This window comes from Mycobacterium sp. IDUB_5, assembly GCF_055419565.1.
In genome coordinates this window covers 133,366-151,398 of the sequence record NZ_JBVAXX010000005.1, presented here as the reverse complement: position 1 = coordinate 151,398, position 18,033 = coordinate 133,366, and the positions used below count along the sequence as shown (strand labels likewise).

The following is an 18,033-nucleotide window of genomic DNA, read 5'->3' as shown; positions in this document are numbered from 1 at the left end:
CCTTGACGAACATGTCGGATCGGTCATCCACGTCGACTGGCTTTCCGATAGCCCAGGGCCAGCGGGACGGCGCATATCGCGAGGATGCCCACCGACCACAGCACGGCGAACAACATCGGTCGGGCGATCGGCCCCTCGATGGAGAGCCCACGCATCGCCGCGATCGTATAGCTGACGGGCTGATGCTCGACGAACGGCTGCAGCCACTTCGGGTACTGCTCGAGCGGAACGAACCCGATGGAGAAGAACATCAGCACGGCCACCACGATGTCGGTGGCCTGCGGAACCAGCGTGCTCGACGAGTACAGCGCGAGCGTCAGCACCGCCGCCGACAACGCCACCCCGAACATGGCCGGCATGAACACCCACGCGATCGCCGCCGGCAGCCCCTGCTCGAACCGGAAACCCAGCGCGACCCCGACACCCATGACGACCAGCGTGATCACCACGATGCGGACCCATTCGGCCAGCATCCGGGACAGCAGTCCGGCGGCGCGGTGCATCGGCACCACCCAGAACCGCGACAGCAGACCGACGTCGCGTTCCCGCATCACGCTGATCGCCCCGATGATCGCGCCGGTCATGCCGCCGACGAGCGCGACGAGCGGAACCTGGCCGTAGAGCCCGCTCTGCCCGCTCACCTGCTTGATCACATCGCCGAACACGATGTCGAGCGCAGCGAGGAAGCCGGCGGGCATCACGAACGACTGCACCAGCGTGGCCGGGTCACGGCTCCACCGCCGCAAGATCCGGTAGGTGAGCAGCAGCACCTGCGGCACCAGCCGCCGCGGCGAGTTCTCCCACACCCGGGCATCGCGATGCCGGCCGCCGGGACGGTAGGGCGCCTTGGTGACGGGCTCCTGGGCAGCTGACGAACGCGCCATCACCGTCTTCTCCTGCTGACGATGCGGTGCAGGACGACGGCGACGGCGCCGGCGCCCACCGCCCAGGCCAGCCCCGGCGTGAGGACCGCCCAGGTGACCTTCGGCGCCGCGTCGGTGGTGTCGCCGGCGAGCGCCTGCAGGCCGTACACCCACTGCGACAGCGGCTGATTGCGCACGAAACCCTGAATCCAGTCGGGGAACTGCTCGACAGGCTGCAGACCCACCGACGCCAGGCCGAGCGTCAGCTGCGGCACCAGCATCATCGGTGCGGTGGCCTCCGGGTTCTGGGTCGCGATCCCGATGAGGTCGCCGATGACGGCCAGAGTGGCGCCGATCAGCAGCACCAACCCTGCGAACCCGATGGTGTCCAGAACGCTTCCGTGGAACCGGAACCCGATGACGTGGCCGCACGCCACCGACACGACCAACGCGATGACGCAGCGGTACATACTCGCGGTCAGACGGGAGGCCAGCGGCATGATCGCCGGGATCGGCATCGCGCGGAACCGCCGGTTGATGCCCTGCACCGAATCGGTCGCCGACCGGAACGCCGCCGACACGGCGGCGAACCAGATGGCCTGCAGGATGATCAGCGGTGTCAGGTACTGGGCGTAGCTGGACAGCGGCTGCACCGTGCCCATCATCTGCTTGAGCGGCAGGTAGTAGCCGATCGTGAACACGATCGACCCGATGATCTGCGTGGCCAGTTCGCCGTTGCGCAGCGTCGGGATGATCATCCGGACCGTGAGCACCCACCACTGCTGCAGCGCGCTCACCGGCGGCCGCGTGGCCTCAGGGACCGTCGACCCGCCCGGCGTGCGGGCGGTCGAGACAGCGCCGCTCACGCGTAGGCGCCCGCCGCCGGGACCTCGGGGCGCTCGGAGATGTCCCGTGGGTGGTCGCCGGTGAGCGCCAGGAACACCTCGTCGAGCGACGGGCGACGCAGCGCGATGTCCATCAACTCGATGTCGGCCTCGCTCAGTTTCGTCAGCGCGGCCATCAGCGTGCGCGGCCCCTCCGGCGCCGGCATCGAGATGCGATCGGAGGTCTCGGTCAGCGCCGCGCGGTTGGCCTGCGGGAGCAGCGGGCCGAGGACACGCACCACCTCGGGCAGGTCCTTGATGTGGCGGGGCACGATCTCGCAGTACGTGCCGCCGGTGCGTTCCTTGAGTTGGTCAGCGGTGCCCTCGGCGATCACCGTGCCCTTGTCGATCACGATGATCCGGTCGCTGAGCAGATCGGCCTCTTCGAGGTACTGCGTGGTCAGCAGCGTGGCGATGCCGGCCTCCTTGAAGTCGGTGACCAGCTCCCAGATCGCCTGACGGCTGCGGGGATCCAGACCCGTCGTGGGTTCGTCGAGGAACACCACCTCCGGGCGCACCACCAGGCCACAGGCGATGTCGATGCGCCGCTTCATGCCGCCGGAGTAGGTGCTGACCGGGCGGTCGCTGGCCTCCACCAGATCGAACTGCTCCAGCAGTTCGATCGCACGTTCCTTGGCGACCTTCTTCTTCAACCCCTGCAGCCGGCCGAACATCAACAGGTTCTCGCGGCCGGTCAGCATGTCGTCGAGTGCGGCGTACTGCCCCGTCAACATCAGGGACCGCCGCACGCCCGCCGGGTCGGCGACCACGTCGTGGCCGGCGATCAGCGCGCGCCCACTGTCGGGGGTGATCAGCGTCGACAGGATGTTGACCGTCGTCGTCTTGCCGGCACCGTTGGGGCCGAGAAGACCCAGCACCTCGCCGCGGCCGACCTCGAAGCTGACGTCACGCAGCGCCACCACGGAGCCGAACGACTTGCGGATGCCGGCAACGACGACCGCCTTGTCAGAGCGGGACATGAGCTCCTCCTGCCCGGTTGAGCCGTGTCACGAGAGATCGACGAGCGCCAGCTCGTCACCGGCCGCATCGGTGTCCTCGGCGGCCAGCGCTTCCCGCGTGATCTCCAGCAGAGCGGTCGAGTAGTGCCGGGCAAAGGATTCCACATCGGTGGGCCCCAGCCGCCGGCTGTCGTACCACCAGTCGGTGTAGAGCACCCCGGCCGAGCGGTAGACCCGCAGCTCCAGGGCATGCCCCAACCCGGGCAGCGCGTCCCGGATCGGCATCGCGGTGTCGGTGTCGAACCGGACCGCGGCGTCCTCGGGCTGTTCGGCGGGCACGTCGGGGATGGTGCCGACGTGGGTGAACAGGATGTCGGCAGGCCGGGTGGCGGACAACGCCCGTGCGGTCGGCGCGAACAGGTAGCGCAACAGCCCGTAGCCGATGCCGTAGTGCGGCACGGCCTTCAGCGTGTCCCGCACGTCGTCGAGCAGTGCCGACGCGGCGCTCTGCTGTGCCGCCGGAAGCGCGACCGGGTGCAGAGTGGAGAACCACCCGACGGTGCGCTGCAGGTCGACGTCGGGCTTGAGCACGGAACGACCGCGACCCCCGAGGTCGACGGCCACGGTGCCCTCGCCGACCGTGGCGGCCACGGTCCGGCCCAGGGCGGCCAGCAGGATCTCCTCGACGGGCAGCCGCAACCGCCGCCGGGTGTCGTCGATCTCCCCGGTCTCGGCGGGCGACAGCGACGTCGACAGCCGCACCAGGTCGTCGGCGCCCGGCCGCTCGGCCGGTTCGGGCCCGGCCACGGTGACCGTGGCGGCGCGGGCGACCTGCAGCCAGTAATCGCGACTGTCCAGCACGGCCGGGTGGGTGACCAGTCCGGCGCAGCGCTGCGACCACTCCCGCCACGACGTGGGCACCGGGGCCAGGGAGATCTCCTCCCCCGCCATCCGCTGCGAGAACGCGGTGACCAGATCGGTGAGCAACACGTCCCGCGAGGTGCCGTCGTCTCCGGGTCCGCTGGCGACCCCGTGCAGGGTCAGTGCCAGAGACGACCGGCCGCCGTGCGCGCCACGCAGGAACGTCGCGGTCAACGGTGCGGTGAGCAGTTGGTGCTCGCGCACCTGCTCGTCGAGCGCCGCCTGCACGGCCTCGCGCTCCTGCGGGCTGCCCGCGGCCACGCCGTCGGGCAGCGCCGTCACGATCAGCTCGGTGAACTCGCCGGGTTCGACGATGTGCTGCTCCCACGTGCCGGCCCGCTCCACGAGGTGCACCCGCAGCGCGTCGTGGGCCGCGGTGACCGCGGTCAGCACCGCACGCACGTCGTCCTCGCCGATGTCGGCGCGCAGACCCAGCACCACGGGGGTGCGCCAGCGGCCGACGTCACGCAGACCGTGCTCGAGGAAGTACGCGACGTTCGGCGGCACCGGCGGGGTGACGACGTCGTCCATCGACTGCCGGGCCAGACCGCCTTCGGCGTAGCGGGCGGTCAGCACCTTCGCCAGTGACGACACGGTCTGGTTCTCGTAGAGATCCTGCGGGGTGAGGTCCAGCCCGCGGTGGCCCGCCGTCATCGCCACGCTGATCGCGATCAGCGAGTCGCCGCCGATCTCAAAGAAGTTGGCGTTGCGGTCGATGTCGGGCAGGCCCAGGCATTGCGCCCAGACCTGCGCCAGCACCGTCTCGACCGACGAGGTACCGCCCGCGGCGGCCGGCGCGGCCGCCGGCGCGGAGGCATCGAGTGCGACCCCGTTGGCACCGGCACCGTTGAGCCACGCCGCCGTCGCGTTGTGCTCGACCCAGTGCCGCTGCTTGGCGAACGGATAGCCGGGCAGGGTGACCAGCTGCGGCTCGGCGTCGGTGGTCACCGCGGTCCCGGCCGGGGTCCACGCTGGGGTCCAATTCACGTCGACCCCGGCCGCCCACAACTGGCCCAACCCGAGCAGGAAGGTGTCGCCGTCGCTGCGGTTCTGCGCCTGATGGCGCATCAACCGCACCGCGCGGTGCCGTTCCGACCACCGGGGATGCCGGCCCGCCGACGAGGTCAGCGTGCCACCGGGACCGACTTCCACCAGCACCCGGTCCGGGGCGGAGAGCAGCAGGTCGAGCTCGTCGGCGAACCGCACCGTGGCCCGGATCTGACGCGCCCACGTGTTCGGGTTGGTGGCCTCCGCCGCCGACATCGTCGTGCCGGTGACGTTCGACAGCAACGGGATTCGCGGCTCGTTCAGCGTCACCGAGGACAGGAACGTGCTGAACTCGGCGACCACCGGGTCCATCAGCCGGGAGTGGAACGCGTGCGAGGTACGCACCCGCCGCGCAGCGACGCCCTTCTCGGCCAGCGCGGCCTGGAACGTGCGGATCGCCTCGTCGCTGCCGGCCACCACGCAGCTGCCCGGGTCGTTGATCGTCGCGACGTCGACATCACCGGTGAGGTACTCGGCGACGGCCTGCGGGCTCAGCGGGACCGCCACCATGACGCCGCGCGGGGCGGCGTGCATCAGCCGTGCGCGCTTGGCGACGACCCTGATCGCGGTGTCGAGGTCGAACACCCCGGAGATGGTCGCGGCCGCGTACTCGCCGATGCTGTGGCCCGCCATGATCGCCGGCTCCACGCCGTAGGACTGAATCAGCTTGGCCAGCGCGTACTCGACGGTGAACAGCGCGGGCTGCGCGCGGTCGGTGTGCTCGAGGTTGCGGCCCACCCCGTCGAAGATCTCGGCGCGCAGGTCGTAGCCCATGAGGTCGTTGAACCCCGCCACGCACTCGTCGAAGTGGCGGGCGAACACCGGCTCGGTGTCGTAGAGCCCGCGCGCCATGCCGATGTGCTGGGCGCCCTGACCGGGGAACAGGAACGCCACCCGGTCGCCGGACTCTTCGGCGTCGAGAACCCCGGTGCCTTCGAAGACGTTGTCCGTCTCGGCTGCCGACAGCACGGTCGCGGCGTTGGCCTGGTCGTGCACGACTGCGGCGAGGCGGAACGGATCCTTGCGGCGCCGGGTCAGCGTGTAGGCGGCGTCGGGCAGGCTGACCTCGTCGCTGTCGGCCAGTTCACGGGCCAGCGCCGCGCGCGACTGTGCCAGCGCCTCCTGGGTGCGGGCCGAGAGCACCAGCACCTGCGGCTTGGCACTCGGCGCCGGAGCTGCCGTATGCGGCGCCTCCTCGAGCACGATGTGGGCGTTGGTGCCGCCCACGCCGAACGAGCTGACGCCCGCGCGGCGGACGCCGTCGGACTCCCACGGGCCGTCGGTGTTGCGGATCCGGAACGGTCCGCGGTCGATGTGCAGTTCGGGGTTCGGGCTGGTGTAGTGCAGCGTCGCCGGGATCGCCTTGTGCTCCAGGCACAGGATCGCCTTGATCAACCCCGCGATACCGGCCGCGGTCTCCAGGTGCCCGATGTTGGACTTGACCGAGCCCAGGTAGCAGGGCGCGCTGCGGGTCTCCTCGGCGAGCTCGAACGCCTGGCGCAGGCCCTCCACCTCGATCGGATCCCCGAGCGGGGTGCCGGTGCCGTGCGTCTCGACGTAGGTGATCGACGAGGCGTCCACCCCGGCGATGGCGTGCGCCTCGGCGATGACCTCGGCCTGACCCAGCGCATTCGGCGCGGCGTAGGTCATCTTCGTGGCGCCGTCGTTGTTCAGCGCCGAGCCGCGGATCACCGCATGGATGCGGTCACCGTCGTCGATCGCGTCGGCCAGCGCCTTGAGCACCACCACGCCGACGCCGCTGGCGAAGATCGTGCCGTCCGAGCGCACGTCGAACGGCCGGCACTGTCCCGTCGGGGACACCATCGCGCCCTGCTCGTACCAGTAACCGACGTGGTGCGGGATACGCAGCGACGAGCCGCCGGCCAGCGCGATGTCGCACTCACCGTTGAGGATCGACTGGCACGCCAGGTGCACCGCGACCAGCGACGACGAGCATGCCGTGGCCACCGACAGCGCGGGGCCGCGGAAGTCGAACTGGTGCGCCACCCGGGTGGCCAGATGGTCCTTGTCGTTCTGCAGGCTCAGGTTCACCATCTCGAAGCTGGCGCCCTGCCCGATCACCATCATCGGGTCGAAGTTCGACATCAGGTTGTGCAGCAGGTAGCCGCTGGAGCTGCTGGTACCGAACACGCCGACGGTGGATTCCAGACCCTGCGGGTCGTAGCCGGCGTCCTCGAGGGCGTGGAACACGGCCTGCAGGAACAGCCGGTGCTGCGGGTCGAGCATCCGCGCCGCGTACGGCGTGAAGCCGAAGAAGTCCGCGTCGAACTCCTCGATGCCCGGCATCAGCCCCGCCCGCCGGACGTATCCGCGGTTGCCCAGCGCGCGTTCGGTGACGCCGTTGGCCAGCAGATCGCCCTCTGAGAGGTCGACGATCGACTCCACCCCGGCGCGCAGATTGCGCCAGAACGCCGACACCGACTCCGCACCGGGGAACTTCCCGGCCATGCCGATGACGGCGATCGCGTTGTCCGGGAAGTCCTCGGCGGTACTGCTCGTCACGATCGTGGTCCTACCTTTCGCCGCGATGCGGCACGTTGACGCGCGGCGGCGCGCTGCTGGGCGCGCTCACGCAGGGCGTTGGGACGCTCGGCGGACTCCTGCTCCTCCAGGCCGAGCTGACGAATCAGGTCCACCGCGAGATCGGTCAGCGTCGCGCCCTGTAGCAGCAGCGCGACGGGCGGCTCGACGCCGAAGTCACCGCGGATCGTGTTGCGCATCCGCACCGCCATCAGCGAGTCGAGCCCCAGCTCGGTCAGCGGCTGCGCGACGTCCACCGCGCTGTCGTCGGAGTAGCCCATGATGGCCGAGATCCGCCGGCGCAGCCGGGCCACGACGACACGGTGTACCTCGGCGGCGTCCATCGTCTTGAGCGCCTCGGCGCCGCCCCAGTCCTCGTCGATGTCATCGGTCTGCAGCTCGCCCACCATGTCGGTGAAGAACCCGATCTGGTGGATCTCCGGGAACGCCGCCGCGGCACGGTCCAGCCGCAGCCGGGCGATGCCGACGCGGGGCAGGCCCGCTGCCATCACGCCGCCGAGCGCGTCGACGCCCTCCGCCGGGCTGATCGGGTCGAGCACCGAGAACCGCAGCGTGCTGGCCAGACCCACGTCGGCCCACTGGCCCCAGTTGACCGCGATGGCCGGCAACCCGGCCGCCTGCCGTGCCGACACCAGGCCGTCGAGCCATGCGTTGGCGGCCGCGTAGGCCGCCTGCCCGGGCGAGCCGAGCAGCGACACGATCGAGCTGAAGGCGACCCACCAGTCCAGGTCCTTGCCGAGGGTGGCCTCGTGCAGGCGCAGCGCACCGGTGGCCTTCGGCGCCCAGATGGTGTCGAGGCTCTCGCGGGTCATGCCGACGAAGATCTCGTCCTCGAGCACCGCGGCCGAGTGGATGAGCCCGCGCATCGGCTTGCCCGTCTCCTCGGCAGAGGCGACCAGTCGCTCGGCCACGCCCGCGTCGGCGATGTCGCCGGTCACGACGGCGATCTCGCAGCGCTGCCGCAGCGTGTCGAGTTCAGCGGCCACCTCATCGGACGGACCCTTGCGGCCGTTGAGCACGAGCCGGCCCGCGCCGTGACCGACCAGCCAGCGCACCACCGCCATGCCGACACCGCCAAGAGCGCCGGTGACGACGTAGCTGCCGTCGCCGCGGACCGTCAGCTGCCCGGGCGTGGCCGGCAGCGCCGCGCGGGCGAGCCGCTCGACCAGGCGGGTACCGCCACGCCACGCGACGACGTCGTCGGGTGAGCCGCTCTCGATCTCGGCGCTCAGTGCGCCGGCCGGATCGTCGGCGCCGGTGTCGAGCAGCGTGGTCTTCAGGTCGGGATGCTCGTAGGCCAGCACCCGGACCAGGCCCTTGAGGCTGTTGGCGGCCGGATCGCCCGCGCCGTCTGAGTTTTTCGAGGGTGCGGTCACCAGACCGCCGCGGGTCACCAGCCACAGGCGAGGTGCCTTGCCGTGCCAGCTGCCCACGATCGCACGCACCGTGCCCGCCACGCCCCAGATCACGTCCCGGGCGTGCGCCAGACCGGCATCCGCGGACTCGGATCCGAAGTCGCAGAACACGATCACGCCGGCAGGCGGCAGATCGGGGTCGGCCGTCGCGGTGGCGAACGCCTCCCGCACCGCGGACTCGTCGCCGAGGTCGGCGGTGACGACCCGTCGGGTCGGACCGCCGAACCGCTCGGCGAACTCCTGCGCCGCGCTCTGCCCCGCGGCGCCGTCGGCCAACGCGAGCCAGCTCCCCGCCACCGCCTGCGCGGCAGGGGCGGCGGATTCCACCCAACGGGAGTCGAAAATCTTCTGCGACAACGGAAGTGGCACAGTGCGGCGCTGGATGCGCTTGAGGTGCACGTCGTCGACCCGGGCCAGAACGGTGCCGGTGTCGTCGGTCAGGGTGACCCGACCCGTGGCGTCACCGCTGTCGGCGACACTGACCAGCTCGGCGCGGCAGTGCGCCCGCCTGCCCACCTCCGCGAACACGCGGATCGTGCCGAAACCGACCGGCAGGTAGGTGTCCTCGCCGGAGTCGGCCAGCGTCGCATCGCTCATCGCGGCGGCAAGGCCCTGCAGTGCCGCGTCGAGCAGCACGGGGTGCAGCGTGATGCCGCGCTGCGGCGTCACCGATTCCGGCAGCTCGATCTCGGTGTCGGCGGCCTCGGCGGCGCGGGCGATGCGGGTCAGCGCCTGGAACGCCGGGCCGTGGTGCGCGCCGGTGCGGCGCAGCGCGGTGTAGAAGTCCGACGGCGAGACCGGGGTGCCGCCCGGGGCGGGCAGCACCTTGGCCGGGGTTTCGGGGTCGGCGCCCGCGACGGTGCCGACAGCGTGCCGGGTCCAGCCGCCCGCCTCCGAGCGGGAGTGGATCTCGACGCGCGATACCCCGTCCTCGCCGGTGTTCACCTGAGTGGTCAGCGTCGTCTGCGGATCGAGCGGCAACATGGCCTCGACCTCGACGGAGACGGCCACACCGGTCGCGGGCCGGCCGAGAGCTTCCTGCGCCGCGGCGAACGCGATCTCGGCGAACCCTGCGCCCGGCATGACCGGCAGGCTGTGCACGACGTGGTCGGCCAGCCACGGATGCGCGTCGGTGCCGACGTCGGATTGCCAGACGTGGCCGTTGCCCGACGGCAGCTCGACGTGCACGCCGAGCAGCGGGTGCGCCCCGGCGTACTGCGTGTGACCGGAGCGGTCGTCGAGCCAGAACGGCACGTGCTGCCACGCCGTCGGCGGGACGTCGACGAGCCGGCCGGCCGCGCCCTCGGCGCTGACCGCGGGCGGGCGGACCGCCGCGAGCTGCGCATGGAAGGCCAACGTCTCGGGGGTGTCCCGGTTCACGGTCGATCCGACGTGGAACCGCTTGCTGACCGACTGCGCGGCCAGCGTGTCGTTGATCGCGTGGGACAGCAGCGGGTGCGGGCTGATCTCGATGAACGCGCTGTTCTCGGCGCTGGCCTCGTGCACGGCCTGGCTGAACCGGACCGGGTTGCGCAGGTTCGCGGCCCAGTAGTCGGCGGTGTAGAGCGGCGCATCGCCGGTGTAGGCCACGGTGGAGATCAGCGGGATCTTCGGCGCGGCCGGCTTCAGCGACGCCAGCGCCTCCCGCAGCTCCGGCAGCACCGGATCGATCGTCGGGTGATGCGACGCGACGTCCACCTCGACGCGGCGGGCCAACCGACCCTGCCGGTCGACCGTGGCGACCAGTTCGTCGACCTGCTCGGGCGGGCCGGCGATGACAACCTGCTTCGGCGAGGCGTACACCGCGATCGTCACGTCCGGCTTGTCGGCGATCAGCTTCTCCGCCGCGGCGGGGTCGAGCTCGAGCAGCGCCATCGCGCCCTGGCCGGACAACCGCTTCATCAGCCGGGTGCGGGTGGCGATGATGTCGAAACCCTCGGCGGGGGTGAGCACACCGGCCACGACGGCGGCGGTGGCCTCCCCCATCGAATGGCCGATCACCGCGTCGGGTTCCACGCCGTAGGAGCGCCAGAGCTCGGTCAGTGCCAGCTGCATGCCGACCAGCACCGGCTGGATGCGGTCGATGCCCACGACCGGCTCCCCGGCCTCGAGAGTCTGGCGCAGCGAGAAGCCGACCTTGTCGACGAACGCGGGTTCGAGCTCGTCGACGGCCTTGGCGAACGCCGGCTCCTCGGCCAGCAGCGCCTTGCCCATCCCGGCCCACTGCGCGCCCTGGCCGGAGTACAGGAACACGGTGCCCTTGCCGAGGCGGGAGTCGTGGGCCCCGATCACTCCGGGTGCGGGCTGACCGGCGGCCAGCGCGCGCAAGCCGGTGACAGCCTCGTCGTGGGTGCGGGCGCACACCGTGGCGATGGTCGAGTAGCGGCTGCGGTGATGGTTGACGGTGTAGGCGACGTCGGTCAGCGGCACCGATGCGCCGTCACCGGCGAGCCAGTCGGCCAGCGACTGCGCCGAGGCCGCGAGCCGTGCTGGGGTCTTCCCGGACACGACGAGCGTGGTGACCGCCGGGGTCGGGTCGACGGATGCGGGCGCCGGCTCGGGGCCCTGCTCCAGCACGATGTGGGCGTTGGTGCCGCTGAAGCCGAACGACGACACCGCGGCTCGGCGTGGGTGATCGCTGGCCGGCCACGGCGTCGCCTCAGTGGGCACGTAGAGGCGGGTCGGCTTCGGATCGATCTGCGGGTTCCACGTCTCGAAGTTCAGGTTCGGCGCGATCGTGCCGTGCGCCAGCGTCAGCACGGTCTTGATGAACCCGGCCACGCCGGCCGCCGCCTCGAGGTGACCCATGTTGGTCTTGACGGTGCCCAGCGCGCAGGGCACGTCGCCCTTGCCGTAGATCGCAGCCAGCGCGTCGAATTCGATCGGATCGCCCAGAGCCGTTCCGGTGCCGTGGCATTCGACGTAGTCGACGGTGCCCGCGGCGACGTCGGCCGACTTCAGCGCCCGGGTCAGCACGTCGCGCTGCGACGGCGCATTGGGTGCGGTCAGGCCGTTGGACCGGCCGTCCTGGTTGACCGCCGAGCCGCGCACCACGCCGAGCACCCGGTCCCCGTCGCGCACCGCGTCGGTCAGGCGCTTGAGCACCACCATGCCCGCACCCTCGCCGCGCACGAACCCGTCGGCACGCGAATCGAAGGCGTAGCAGTGCCCGTGCGGGGAGAGCATGCCCCACTTGGCAAGGGCCAGTTGGGTTTCCGGCCGCAGGTTCAGGTTGACGCCGCCGGCGAGCGCGAGGTCGCTCTCACGCATGCGCAGGCTCTGGCAGGCCAGGTGGATCGACACCAGCGACGACGAGCACGCGGTGTCCACGGCCACCGCCGGGCCCTTGAGACCCAGCAGGTAGGCGATGCGGCCGACGGTGACGCTGTGCGCATTGCCGGTCGCCGAGTAGGCGTCGATCGAGTCGGCGTTCTCCGGCGTCGCGTTGTGATACTCGCTGTAGTAGACGCCCAGCATCACCGCGGTGCGGGATTCACCCAGTTGATCGGGGGCGTAACCGGCGTTCTCCAGCGCTTCCCACGCGACCTCGAGGGCCACCCGCTGCTGAGGGTCCATCGACATCGCCTCGCGCGGGGTGATGCCGAAGAAGTCGGCGTCGAAGCCGGTGATGTCGTTGAGGTACGCGCCCCACTTGGTGGGCATCCGGCCCGGCACGCTCATGTCGGTGTCGTAGAACGCCTCGGCGTCCCAGCGGTCGGCGGGCACCACCGTCACCGCGTCGGTGCCGCTCTCCAGCAGCTTCCAGAAGCTGTCGGGACCGGTGACCCCGCCGGGGAGCCGGCAGCCGATGCCGACGACGGCGATCGGCTCGGCCCCGGTGACCCGCGACGCCTTCTCGAACTGCTCAGCCAGCTTGTCCCGCTGCTCGGCGGACATGCCCGAGATGCGGTCGAAGGTGGTTTTTGGCTTGGGGGTCGTCATCAGATGGTGCCCTCACTGCCGGCATTGGCCGACTCGACGGAAGATTCGATGCTGTCGAAGAGGTCGTCGAGGCTGAACTCGTCGGAGTCGTCGCCCGCATCGGGCTCCTCCTCGGATTCGGCGGCGGCAGCCTGCTCGTGGGCCTGTCGGGTGGGGGCCAGCAGTTCGGCCACGAACTCCGACAGCTGCGCGATCGACGGGTGATTCCACAGCATGGTTGCCGACAGGTCGATGCGGACCAGCGCCTTGGCGTCGCGCAGCAGGTTCATCGCCATCATCGAGTCCAGGCCGAGCTCCGGGAACGCCGAGTCGACGTCGACCGCCGTCTCGGGCATACCCAGCTCGCGGGCCAGGATGGCGCGCAGACGCACCCGCAGCGTCTCCAGCGTCTCCGTGCCCGACATCGTCGACCAGTCGATGAATTCGGCCGCGGCAGAGGCGGTGTCGCCGATCGCAGGAGCTGGTGCGGATTCGACCGGCGCGAACGTCAATCCACGCACGTCGACCCAGACGGTGCCGTCGGGGCCGGTGACCTGCGCGTCGACGACCAGAGCGGCCCCGTCGCCGCCGCGCCGGACCACCTCGATCGCGGCGGTGCCAACCGCTGCGTCGCCGTTTTCGGTGAGGCTCTCGGCGCCAGCGGGCAGCAGCAGTGCGGCGTTGTCGGCGTCGGCCAGGCGGGCCACGTGCACCGCGGCGTCCAGAAGGGCCGCGGCAGGCGAATCGGTGGCGGGCACCTCGACGGTGCCTCGCGCGCCGGATGTGGTCGCCGTGGCGTCGGCGACGGTCCACTCGAACGGTCGGCCTTCCACACCCCACGCGCGCTGCATGTCCTCGATCGCGGCACCGTCGAACACGGTGCCGACCGGGGTCTGGTCGCCGTGAGGCGCCTGCTGCGGCGCCGTGGTCAGCGTGGCGCTGGCGTGCCGGGTCCAGCGCTGCTGGGCGGTGTCGGGGGCCGGGCTGGACCAGATGGTCAGCGTGTCCCCGTCGGCGACGGCGTGGATCACCTTCGGGGCGTCGGCGAGGATCGGGTACTCGAACCGGATGTCTCCCGCGGCCTTCCCGCCACCCACGCTGTCGGCCACGACCGACAGCGTGTGCAGCACGACCGACACGGGCACCACCTCGACGCCGCGTACCCGGTGCGCGTTCGACCACGTGCGCTCGCCGGGCAGCAACCGCGCCTGCCACAGATGCTCGTGGTCGGCCGATTCGACCGGCTCGCCGAGCACCGTGCCCCACTGGGCGGCCGCGAGAGCCGTCAGGTCGGCATCCTCGGCCGGCCCGGCGACCAGGCGGTCGAGCACCTTGACCGCGGCACGCATGCGGTAGGCCTCGGCCAGGCGCGGCCAGTCGGCGCCGGCGAGCACGATCTGCGTGCCGGCCTGCGGGCTGAGCACCGTCGGCAGCATGCGGATCGCGATGTCGTTGGGCATGGGCTCCAGCCCGGCGGCCTTCATCTGCGGCTGGGCGTCGGACCAGGACTTCCACAGACCCCAGTCGACGACCGTCGCCGGCAGGCCCAGTGCGCGCCGCGCGTAGGCGAACGCGTCGGCATAGGCGTTGGCCGCCGTGTAGTGGGCGACCGCGCGGGAGCCGAGCAGCCCGGTGATCGACGAGAACAGCACGAAGCGCCGCACCGGCGTGGTCAGCGACAGCTTGTGTAGCACCGCGGCCGCGTGGACCTTGGCCCGGAACATGGGCCGCAGGTCGTCGTCGGTCATCTCGGTCAGCAGTGCCTCACCGCCCGCCAGCGAGGCCAGGTAGACGCCGTCCAGCGGCGGCAGGTCCCGGCCGAAGCGCTCGAACACCGCGGCCATCGACGCGTCGTCGCCGGCGTCGGCGGCGACCTCGACCAGCGTGGTGCCCTTGGCGGCCAGCTCGGCGGTCAGGTCGGCCAGCCCGGTGCCGCGCCGCGACACCGCGACCACGGTCGCCGCGCCCATGTCGGCGAGCTGGCGGATCAGGTACGGGCCGACGTTGCCGGTCGCGCCGACGACGAGGTGGCTGGTGTTGTTCTCCAACCGGTTCACCGCGACTGAGGGCAGTGCGCGGGGCGCCAGGCGCGGCACCCGCCGCTCCCCTGCCCGGTAGACGACCTGGTCGTCGCGGTCGGTGCCGCTCGACGTCTCGATGGCAGAAGCCTCGGCGCGCAGGTAGGCGCCTAGCAGCTCGGCGGGCAACGTCTCGTCGACGTCGACCAGGCCACCCCAGAACTCGGGGTGCTCCAGCGCGAGCGTGCGCCCCTGTCCCCACAGCACCGCGTGCGCCGGGTTCGCCCGGTCACCCTCGGCGACCGGCTGGGCGTTGCGGGTGACCACCAAAAGCCTTGGCGCTGACTCCATTCCGGCGAGCGCGACGACGACGCGTCGCAGTTCGTCGAACATCTGATAGGCCGCGGCGGCGTCGAAGCGCTGCGCCGGGACCGCGGGTGCGTAGACGACGACATCGGCGGCGCCTGCACCGCCGACCTCGTCGAGCCGGAGCGCTCGAGCACCCAGCGCGCTCGCCAGCTCGGCGTCCTCGGAGATCACCGCGAACGTGCCCTCGGCGCGGTCGCCGGCCAGGTCGCGCACCGGCCAGGTCAGCTCGTGCAACCACTCGTGGTGACCGCCCTCGGCACGCGCGGCCGGCGCCGCCGAGGCCCCTGTGGCCGCACCGGCGGCGGCGCGCATGGCCGCCGTCTGAATCCAGTGGTGCGCGTGATGCCACGGCGTGGTCGGGATCTGGACGCGCGGGCCGGGACGCGACGGCGTCTTCGGCGGCCGCGTGGTGTGGGCAGCGTTCAGGTTGGTGCGGAAGGTCAGCGTGTCGTTGGCGTCGCGCTGCAGCGTGGCGATGCTGTGGTGGTGCTGACCAGTGAGCGTGTCCTTGATCGCGTAGCCCAGCAGCGGATGCGGGCTGACCTCGACGAACACCGTGTGGTCGGCGCCCGCGGTGGCAACCGCGCGGGCGAACCGCACCGGGTTGCGCAGGTTCGCCACCCAGTGGTCGGCGTCGAAGACGTTGCTCCCGTCGGTCGGCCTGCCATCGGTGGTGACGAGCACCGGGATGGTCGGCGTTCGCGGCGCCAGTGTGGCCAGCTCGGTCCGCAGCTCGCCGAGGATCGGGTCGATGATCGGGTGGTGCGAGGCCACGTCGACCTCGACGCGGCGGGCCAGCCGGTCCTGAGCGTCGACCACCGCGACGGCGGCGTCGACCTGGTCCGGCGGGCCGGCGATGACCGTCTGGTTCGGCGAGGCGTACACGGCGACGGTCAGCCCGTCGTAGCCGGCGATCAGCTCCTCGGCGGCCGCGGCGTCGAGCTCGAGCAGCGCCATCGCGCCCTGCCCGGAGAGCCGCTTCATCAGCCGCGACCGGGTGGAGATCACCTTGAGGCCGTCGGCCGGGCTCAGCGCCCCTGCGACGACGGCGGCGGTCACCTCACCCATCGAGTGCCCGATCACCGCGTCGGGGATGACGCCGTAGGAGCGCCACAGCGCGGTCAGCGCCAGCTGCACACCGACCAGCACCGGCTGGATTCGGTCGATGCCGACGACGGTCTCCCCGGACTCCAGCGTCTGGCGCAGCGAGAAACCGGCCTGGGCCACGAAGTCGGGTTCGAGCTCGTCGACGGCCGCCGCGAACGCGGGCTCCTCGGTGAGCAGCCGCCGACCCATGCCGGCCCACTGCGAGCCCTGCCCGGAGTACAGGAACACCGTGCCGGGCTTCGCGCCGGAACCGCATGCGCCGTCGTGGACGGGCACCACACCAGGCGCGGGATAGCCCTCGGCGAGGGCGCGCAGGCCCGCGACGGCCTGGGTGCGATCGGTCGCGGCGACCGTGGCGAAGCGGGGATGCGGGGCGCGGCGGTGGTTCAGCGTCTCGGCGACATCGGCCAGGCTGACCTGCTCGGCCGCCGGGCCGGCCAGCCAGTCGGCCAGCGCGCCGGCCAACGACGCGACGCGCGCCGGGGTCTTGCCGGTGACGACCAGCGTGCTGACGGGCGGTTCGGGCTGCGGCGCCACCGGTTCGGCCTCGGGGGCCTGTTCCAGCACGATGTGGGCGTTGGTGCCGCTGACCCCGAACGAGGACACCGCGGCGCGGCGCGGCGCGTCATGGACGGGCCACGGCGTCGGCTCGGCGGCGATGTGGAATTTCTTCGCCCCCTCGCCGGCCTGCGGGGTCAGCGCGGAGAAGTGCAGCATCTTCGGGATGAACCCGTGCTGCAGGCTCAGCACCGTCTTGATGAACCCGGTGACGCCGGCCGCGGACTCCAGATGGCCGAGGTTGGTCTTCACCGAACCCAGCACCAGCGGGGCCGCGTCCTTGCGGTCGCCGTAGACCGCCGAGAGCGCATCGAGTTCGATCGGGTCGCCCAGCCCGGTGCCGGTGCCGTGCGCCTCGATGTAGTCGATGGCGGACGGATCCAGCCGGGCGTTGCGCAGCGCGGTGCGCATCAGCTCCTGCTGTGCGGGCCCGTTGGGGACGGTCTGGCCGCTGCTGGCGCCGTCCTGGTTGACCGCCGACCCGCGCACGACCGCGAGCACGCGGTCCCCGTCACGCTGGGCGTCGGAGAGTCTCTTGAGCACGACCACACCGCAGCCCTCGCTGCGCACGTAGCCGTCGGCGTCGGCGTCGAACGTCGCGCACCGGCCCGCCGGCGACAGCATGCCCCAGCGTGAGCAGGCGATGTTGTTCTCGGGGCTCAGGATCAGGTTCACCCCGGCGGCCAGCGCATGGTCGCTCTCGCCGCGGCGCAGGCTCTGGCAGGCCAGGTGGATCGACACCAGCGACGAGGAGCACGCGGTGTCGCTGACCACCGCGGGGCCGCGCACGCCGAGGAAGTAGGAGAGCCGGCCCGCCGCGAAGTTGGGTGCGTTGCCGAACGGGATGTAGGGGTCGATCTCCTCGGGCTCCAGTACGCCGATCACCGAGCGGAAGTAGTCGTTGGCGGTCAGGCCGACGAACACGCCGGTCGACGAGCCGCGCAGGCTACGGGGGCTGATGTTGGCGTTCTCCAGCGCCTCGACCGCGACCTCCATCAGCAGCCGCTGCTGAGGATCCATGCCTGCGGCTTCGCGCGGCGAGATCGAGAAGAACTCCGCGTCGAACTCGTCGGGCTTCCAGGTGGTGAGGAATCCGCCCTCGCGGTTGACGATGGTGCCGGGCACGCTGTGGTCCGGTGAGTAGTACTGGTCGGCGTCCCAGCGGTCGGCCGGCACCCGGATCACGCCGTTGCCGCCATCGAGCAGGAACTGCCAGAACTGGTCGGCGTCGGCCACGCCGCCCGGCAGCCGCGCACCGATACCCACGACGGCGATCGGCTCGGTGTCGACCTTGTCGGCCGCGGCCAGCTTCGCGGTCAGATCGTCGATCTTGCGCAGTGCCTCGGTGATGATGGCCCGACGGTCCGGCGCGGCACCCGAACCGGGCGATCCTGAGCTTGCGGTCATCA

General features: G+C 71.5%; 6 protein-coding genes. All 6 read right to left on the bottom strand.

The window, feature by feature from the left end; genetic code table 11:
- Positions 1 to 23: 23 nt before the first annotated feature.
- The 6 genes from ACZY1G_RS17285 to ACZY1G_RS17260 are packed head-to-tail and all read right to left on the bottom strand — an operon-like array spanning position 24 to position 18,031.
- Positions 24 to 884, bottom strand: coding sequence for an ABC transporter permease (locus tag ACZY1G_RS17285; protein WP_463823078.1), 861 nt, complete (start codon positions 882 to 884; stop codon positions 24 to 26).
- A complete protein-coding gene (locus ACZY1G_RS17280; protein WP_463816019.1) occupies positions 884 to 1,729 on the bottom strand; it encodes an ABC transporter permease in 846 nt (281 codons plus the stop codon). The genes ACZY1G_RS17285 and ACZY1G_RS17280 overlap by 1 nt, the downstream gene beginning before the upstream one ends.
- The gene (locus ACZY1G_RS17275; RefSeq protein WP_463816018.1) at positions 1,726 to 2,727 is read right to left on the bottom strand and encodes an ATP-binding cassette domain-containing protein; all 1,002 of its coding nucleotides are present in this window, start codon (positions 2,725 to 2,727) and stop codon (positions 1,726 to 1,728) included. The genes ACZY1G_RS17280 and ACZY1G_RS17275 overlap by 4 nt, the downstream gene beginning before the upstream one ends.
- Before the next feature lie 27 nt (positions 2,728 to 2,754).
- Complete coding sequence (locus ACZY1G_RS17270) at positions 2,755 to 7,197, bottom strand: type I polyketide synthase (protein ID WP_463823077.1); 4,443 nt, start codon at positions 7,195 to 7,197, stop codon at positions 2,755 to 2,757.
- Positions 7,194 to 12,593 carry a type I polyketide synthase gene (locus ACZY1G_RS17265; RefSeq protein ID WP_463823076.1) on the bottom strand — a complete coding sequence of 1,800 codons (5,400 nt, stop codon included), beginning with the start codon at positions 12,591 to 12,593 and terminating at the stop codon, positions 7,194 to 7,196. Before ACZY1G_RS17265 ends, ACZY1G_RS17270 begins: the two co-directional genes overlap by 4 nt.
- On the bottom strand, positions 12,593 to 18,031 hold the full coding sequence (locus ACZY1G_RS17260) for an SDR family NAD(P)-dependent oxidoreductase (protein WP_463823075.1): 5,439 nt from the start codon (positions 18,029 to 18,031) through the stop codon (positions 12,593 to 12,595). Before ACZY1G_RS17260 ends, ACZY1G_RS17265 begins: the two co-directional genes overlap by 1 nt.
- Between the last annotated feature and the right edge of the window lie 2 nt (positions 18,032 to 18,033).

Bases quoted from the DNA above. Each gene is read 5' to 3' on its own strand.
- ACZY1G_RS17285 (WP_463823078.1), bottom strand. From the start codon at position 884: ATGGCGCGTTCGTCAGCTGCCCAGGAGCCCGTCACCAAGGCGCCCTAC.
- ACZY1G_RS17275 (WP_463816018.1), bottom strand. From the start codon at position 2,727: ATGTCCCGCTCTGACAAGGCGGTCGTCGTTGCCGGCATCCGCAAGTCG.
- ACZY1G_RS17265 (WP_463823076.1), bottom strand. From the start codon at position 12,593: ATGACGACCCCCAAGCCAAAAACCACCTTCGACCGCATCTCGGGCATG.
- ACZY1G_RS17260 (WP_463823075.1), bottom strand. From the start codon at position 18,031: ATGACCGCAAGCTCAGGATCGCCCGGTTCGGGTGCCGCGCCGGACCGT.